We start from the raw sequence: 2243 nt of genomic DNA, 5'->3' as shown, positions 1-2243 counted from the left end.
TGCACCTGAGCCGGGCGACGGCATACGAACGGCTGCGGTCGCTGGAGCTGAAGCTGGGCACCGACCTTGCCGACGCCGAGGAGCGGACCGGACTTCACCTCGCGCTGATCGCCTACGGCCTGGGCCGCCGCGCGGTGAGGCACAGCGCCGAGTAGCGCGTGAGGGACGGCGGGCGGTGCTCCCTCCGCCAGCGTTCGGACGGGAGCACCGAGCACCGCGGCGTCAGAGTTTGCTGCTGGTCTTCGCGAGGATGCCGGCGAGCAGGTCGTAGTCGACGTCCTGGCCCTCGGTGATATCGGCCGTCTTGCGGTCGCCGTTGCCCATGGATCTCAGGACTCCCTTCACCGGTTCGACGTCACCGGCCTCGAACACCATGAACGACACCTTGTTGCGCGCCACGTGGATCACGGCGGCATGCTTGCCGCTCTTCAGGAAATGCGGCTTGCCGTGACGGGGTTCAGCCGCGAGGTGAGGACACGGCGCGCACGGAGGATCCGGTTCGGGAACAACCCCGGCTCTCGTGGGGAAGACGAGTGGCGACGGATCGTTTCGGGGCCTGGTGTCGTCGTGACGCCGGTCCGGCGGTGATCACCGGAGCTCGCTCGGCGCGGCGGCCAGGAGCTCGTGGCGGAGGGGAGTCCGCGGACTTGTCCGGTCGCTCGGATTCGCGCGGGATCGTCAGGGAGAGCGACGATCCGGATGCGCGCAGGGCGGCGCGGAGCTGTCGGATGCACTGGCGTTGGTCGAGATCGGGCGGGCTCGGTCGCAGGGCGATTCCGGCCCGTGAGCGTTGGCGTGCCACGGAGAATGGGCGTGGCGATAGTGGTGGGGGTGCCCGACACGACACCGGGTGGGCGGCGAAGGGCCGCCCACCCGGTGTCATCTCAGGTCAGTACGGGACGGCCCAGCGGCAGTGGCTTGCCGCCCGTCGCGGCGGACACCGCCCCGGCGAACAGGTACACCCCGACCGCGGTGAACGCGAACACGACGAATCCGCCCGCGGTGGTGGCACCCGTGGAGCCGGCCACCGTGCCGTACAGCACGAGCGCGAGCGCGAGGTCGATCAACGCGAACAGGAGCGTGAATGCGGCGGGCAGCCGCAGGGTGGTCAGCGTCAGCAGGACGATCATGACCAGCCAGGCGATCAGGAACAGGCCCTGCGTCGACACCTCCGCGCCGGCGGAGATGCCGAACCAGCCGTGGATCAGGCCGAGTACGAGTGCCGCGTAGCTGAACCAGAACCCGGCGAACACACCGAACACGGCGGCGACAGCGTTCTGGCCGAGTGCCGCCGCCCACAGCGCGGCGATGAGCTGGCCCAGGCCGGTCGCGGGCAAGATGATCGCGATCGAGGCACCGACGGCATCGGCCGGGACGTACCCGGTCAGAACCAGGCCGAGTGCCGTGGCACCAACGATGAAGGTGGGTACGCCGATCAGAGCGGGATCGCCCTCGGGCGTGGATTGTGCGGGGGCTTCAGTGTCAACAGCAGTGGTCATCGTGTACTCCTCGTTGAGCTGCGAATGATCCTCGAGTGCTGTCAGGCTGGGTTGAGGTCCAGGATCGCCCGGCCGCACGGAAAAAGGGGTGACGTCCGAAGGAAGGCCGCCACCGCATCAGATCCGAGCTCGCGGCCGGGCCCTCCGGGCAGCATGTGCCCGGAGGAGTGTCCGACCACTTACCGATTCCTGGGCCACATGCGTGACAGCTCAGGATGGTCGTCGTCAATCAGGCGATGCGCCAACGCGATCGCCTCGTTCGGATCGATCTGATCGAACGCGGGATCTCCCTTGGAGACACCCTCGAACACGTTTGCCAGCTCCGCCGCCGCGTCCGGGGACAGGCCGATGTCATAGCTGCATTCCACATAGCGCAGTCGCAGCACCCTGGCGGCCTGCAGCATCAAGGAGTAGTAGCTATGGTGTTCGGCTGGTGCCCGCTCGGATCGAGCATCTGTGCTGTGGCCTTCCACGCCGTCTCCCTTCTCGCTTCGATTCTCGCGCCGCGGCTCGCCGGCGACTCGTGAACGACGACACTTCTTCTGTCGGTCGGCGGGCCGGGCTGATCGTGCTCGACCACCCTGGTCAGGCCCGGACCGCCGACAGGTTGTTACGGCTGTGTGGTGTTAGCGGGTGGCGCGGTGTTTGAGTTCCTTGGCCGCGGCGCCGGGGTCGGTGGCGTTGTAGATGGCTCCGCCCGCGACGGCGACGGTGGCCCCGGCCTCACGCACGGACCCGATCGTG

Annotated in this window: 4 protein-coding genes; 1 reads left to right on the top strand and 3 read right to left on the bottom strand. The window is 68.3% G+C overall.

Features of this window, described 5'->3' with window-relative positions; genetic code table 11:
- The first annotated feature begins 5 nt into the window (after nt 1-5).
- Nucleotides 6-155: a helix-turn-helix domain-containing protein gene (locus JHE00_RS36190; protein ID WP_372440534.1), complete on the top strand. Its 150-nt coding sequence runs from the start codon at nt 6-8 to the stop codon at nt 153-155.
- A 67-nt stretch (nt 156-222) separates the two neighbouring features.
- Here JHE00_RS36190 and JHE00_RS34495 read toward each other — a convergent pair whose 3' ends face one another.
- The 3 genes from JHE00_RS34495 to JHE00_RS34485 form a co-directional block, all read right to left on the bottom strand.
- On the bottom strand, nt 223-408 hold the full coding sequence (locus JHE00_RS34495; RefSeq protein WP_200326394.1) for a hypothetical protein: 186 nt from the start codon (nt 406-408) through the stop codon (nt 223-225).
- A 476-nt stretch (nt 409-884) separates the two neighbouring features.
- Entirely contained in the window at nt 885-1499 is a 615-nt protein-coding gene (locus tag JHE00_RS34490) for a GPR1/FUN34/YaaH family transporter (protein WP_200326392.1), read from the bottom strand.
- Between the two features lie 179 nt (nt 1500-1678).
- A complete protein-coding gene (locus tag JHE00_RS34485; RefSeq protein ID WP_200326390.1) occupies nt 1679-1972 on the bottom strand; it encodes a hypothetical protein in 294 nt (97 codons plus the stop codon).
- Between the last annotated feature and the right edge of the window lie 271 nt (nt 1973-2243).

Source organism: Prauserella cavernicola (genome assembly GCF_016595675.1).
Lineage (GTDB): Bacteria > Actinomycetota > Actinomycetes > Mycobacteriales > Pseudonocardiaceae > Prauserella_A > Prauserella_A cavernicola.
This window is presented reverse-complemented; position numbering and strand designations above follow the sequence as displayed.

What these genes read in the sequence shown, in the direction of transcription:
- JHE00_RS34490 (WP_200326392.1), bottom strand. Translation starts at nt 1,499, where the DNA reads ATGACCACTGCTGTTGACACTGAAGCCCCCGCACAATCCACGCCCGAG.